At 70.2% G+C, this 2,608-nt stretch carries 3 protein-coding genes and 2 pseudogenes; 2 read left to right on the top strand and 3 right to left on the bottom strand.

Translation table 11 applies throughout. The features are described from left to right. Window positions 1–6 precede the first annotated feature (6 nt). The 3 genes and pseudogenes from zupT to D588_RS0108015 all read right to left on the bottom strand — a co-directional run. A pseudogene (gene zupT, locus D588_RS0108025) lies at window positions 7–618 on the bottom strand (zinc transporter ZupT); the annotation flags it as partial. Window positions 619–703: 85 nt separating this feature from the next. Beyond that, window positions 704–1,135, bottom strand: coding sequence for an energy transducer TonB (locus D588_RS0108020; protein ID WP_017915597.1), 432 nt, complete (start codon window positions 1,133–1,135; stop codon window positions 704–706). Between the two features lie 5 nt (window positions 1,136–1,140). Next, window positions 1,141–1,482 carry a 4a-hydroxytetrahydrobiopterin dehydratase gene (locus D588_RS0108015; protein ID WP_017910810.1) on the bottom strand — a complete coding sequence of 114 codons (342 nt, stop codon included), beginning with the start codon at window positions 1,480–1,482 and terminating at the stop codon, window positions 1,141–1,143. 86 nt (window positions 1,483–1,568) lie between these two features. On the opposite strand from D588_RS0108015, the gene D588_RS0108010 reads away from it, so the two are divergent. Then, window positions 1,569–2,165, top strand: a complete 597-nt coding sequence (locus D588_RS0108010) for an NfuA family Fe-S biogenesis protein (RefSeq protein ID WP_017915596.1) — start codon at window positions 1,569–1,571, stop codon at window positions 2,163–2,165. Window positions 2,166–2,178: 13 nt separating this feature from the next. Beyond that, window positions 2,179–2,608 (top strand): annotated as a pseudogene (locus tag D588_RS26105) (hypothetical protein); the annotation flags it as partial.

The raw sequence follows: 2,608 nt of genomic DNA, 5'->3' as shown, positions 1-2,608 counted from the left end.
TGTTTAGCCGATCAGCGCGCCGATCGGCTCGGCCAGACCGGACAGCAGGCTGGCGGCGAAGGCATAGGACTTGCGCCCGGTGGCGTAATGCACCGGCACCGCGATGGCGATGCCCTCGGGGATGTTGTGCACGGCGATGGCGAAGGCCAGCGGCATGCCCACCGCCGGACTCTCCAGCGTCGCGAAGAAGGTGGCCAGACCCTCCGGAAAGTTGTGCGCGGTGATCGCCACCGCGGTGAGCAGGCCGACGCGCTTGACGTAGGCGCGGTTGTCGTCGCGGAACAGCGGGTCGCGGCTGTTGAGGCTTTCGTGCGGATTGGGCACCAGCCGGTCGATGGCCACGATCAGCACCATGCCGGCCAGGAACGCCAGGGTGGCATAGGCCTGGCCCAGGCGCGGATCGAAGGCATCGCTGAAGGCGGCGATCGACTTGCCGAGGATTTCGGTCAGCGATACGTACACCATGGCGCCGGCGGAGAACGCCAGGCCGAAGGCGAGCAGGCGCGGATTGGGTCCCTTGCTGAACAACACCAGCACGCTGCCCAGGCCGGTGGCCAGGCCGGCGCCGAGGGTCACGGCGAGCGCGACCAGGACATTGTGCAGTGGGATCTCCAGCATGCGCCGGCGGCTCCGAGGAAGAGGCGTCGATCAGACCCGGCGCGGTGCGGGTGTCGCGTGAAGGCGCGCGGCGCGCGCCCGTGGCTCAGCCGGCCTTGTGCGCCTGAGCGTCCAGCGCGAAGCACCGGTCCGGGCGTGGCTGCGGCGGATTGAAGTTGACCGGCACCTGGATGGTCCACGGCACCGCCTGGCCGTTGCGGGTAGCGGGATTGAAGGTCCAGCCGCGCACCGCTTCCTGCGCCGAGGCATCGAGCTTGGCCTGGCCGCTGCCGGTGACCACGTCGACTTCGGTGGGCTTGCCCTGCACGCCGACCACCACCTTCAGCACCACGGTGCCGCCGATGCCGGCGCAGGCCACGTCGATCGGGTAGTCCGGCGGCGGTGTCTTCACCGCGGCGACCTCGGTCGGCGGCTGGGTCACGGTGTGTTGCTGGGATTGCTGGGATTGGCCGCAGGCGCTGAGCAGCACGGCGCTCAGGCAGGCCAGGGGGAGCAGACGGTGGGCGGCAACGGTCATGGGGGTCATTCCGGAAGAGCGGACGCCTTGGCGGCGCAGATGAAGTCGTTCTCGCTGAGGCCACCGACGTCGTGGGTGGAATAGCGCACCACCACGCGGTCGTAGTGCACGCCCAGGTCGGGGTGGTGGTCTTCGCGGTGCGCGATCCAGGCCAGCGCGTTGACGAAGGCCAGGGTGCGGTAATAGTCGGGGAAGCGGAAGGTGCGGCTGATCGCGTTGCCGTTCTCGACCACTTCCCAGCCGGGCACCTGCGGCAGCAGTTCGGCCAGGCGCGCCTGGGTCAGTCTGTATTCGCTGCCCTTGCAGGGCGAGCAATGGGCCTGGGCGAGCGGGATCAGGTCGTTCATGGAAGGTCTCTGCGGTGGAACGGACAGGGCCGGTCAAGATACCGCCCGCGATGAGCGCAGGGCGTGGAAGGGTCTAGAATACCCGCATGATCCAGATCTCAGACAACGCACAGGCCCATTTCCGCAAGCTGCTCGAACGCGAGGCCGTGCCCGGCATGGGCGTGCGCCTGAGCGCGGTCGATGCCGGCACCCCGCGCGCCGATGCGCGGCTGGAGTTCGCCGAGCCGGCGGACCTGGCTGGCGACGAATGGGCGATCGATTGCGACGGTTTCACCCTGTACGTGGCGGCCGACAGCGTCGGCTGGCTCGACGGCGCCGAAATCGACTACGTCACCCAGGGCACCGGCCAGCAGCTCACCATCAAGGCGCCCAAGATCAAGGGCGAAGCGCCGGGCGAGGCGGCCTCGCTGGTGGAGCGGGTGCGCTGGGTGGTGGAGAACGAGGTCAATCCGCAGCTGGCCCAGCACGGCGGCCGCGTGGCGGTGCAGGAAGTCTCCGCCGACGGCGTGGTGCTGCTGCGCTTCGGCGGCGGCTGCCACGGCTGCGGCATGGCCGACGTGACCTTGAAGCAGGGCATCGAGAAGACGCTGATGGGCCGCGTGCCGGGGGTGACCGCGGTGCGCGACGCCACCGACCACGACAGCGGCAGCGCTCCCTACATCCCGCGCGATTCGGCCGCCTGACGTTTCGCTGCCGGTGACGCGCGCCGCCGACATCCTCGATGTGTTGTTGGCGCGCACGCCGCGCAAGCTGCTGCGCGATCGCCGCACCGGCCTGCCGTATGCATGGGCGCACTGGATCGCGGCGCAGCCTGCGCTGCCGCGGCCGTTCGCGGCTCCCGAACTGATCGCGGCGATGCCGCCGGCGCAGCCGCCGGCGACCCTGCGCCTGCCGGCCTTGCCGCTGTGGCAGGCGTTCCGCCGGCTGTGGTGGCAGCACTGGGATCCGGCGCCGTACGACCAGCGCTGGTGGCGGCGCATCGCCGTGCTGCTCAGCCTGCTGCTGCATCTGCTGTTCGCCATCTTCCTGCTGTGGGTGGCGTTCGTGCGCTGGCTGCCGCCGCTGACCGATGCGGACCAGGCCGGACGCGTGCAGGTGGAATTCGTCGGCCGCGGCACGCCCGCCG

Source organism: Xanthomonas sp. SHU 308, assembly GCF_000364645.1.
Lineage (GTDB): Bacteria > Pseudomonadota > Gammaproteobacteria > Xanthomonadales > Xanthomonadaceae > Xanthomonas_A > Xanthomonas_A sontii.
Note: the sequence above shows the minus strand (reverse complement) of the source record. Positions and strands in the feature narration are given on the sequence as shown.

Bases quoted from the DNA above. Each gene is read 5' to 3' on its own strand.
- D588_RS0108010 (WP_017915596.1), top strand. From the start codon at position 1,569: ATGATCCAGATCTCAGACAACGCACAGGCCCATTTCCGCAAGCTGCTC.
- D588_RS0108020 (WP_017915597.1), bottom strand. From the start codon at position 1,135: ATGACCGTTGCCGCCCACCGTCTGCTCCCCCTGGCCTGCCTGAGCGCC.
- D588_RS0108015 (WP_017910810.1), bottom strand. From the start codon at position 1,482: ATGAACGACCTGATCCCGCTCGCCCAGGCCCATTGCTCGCCCTGCAAG.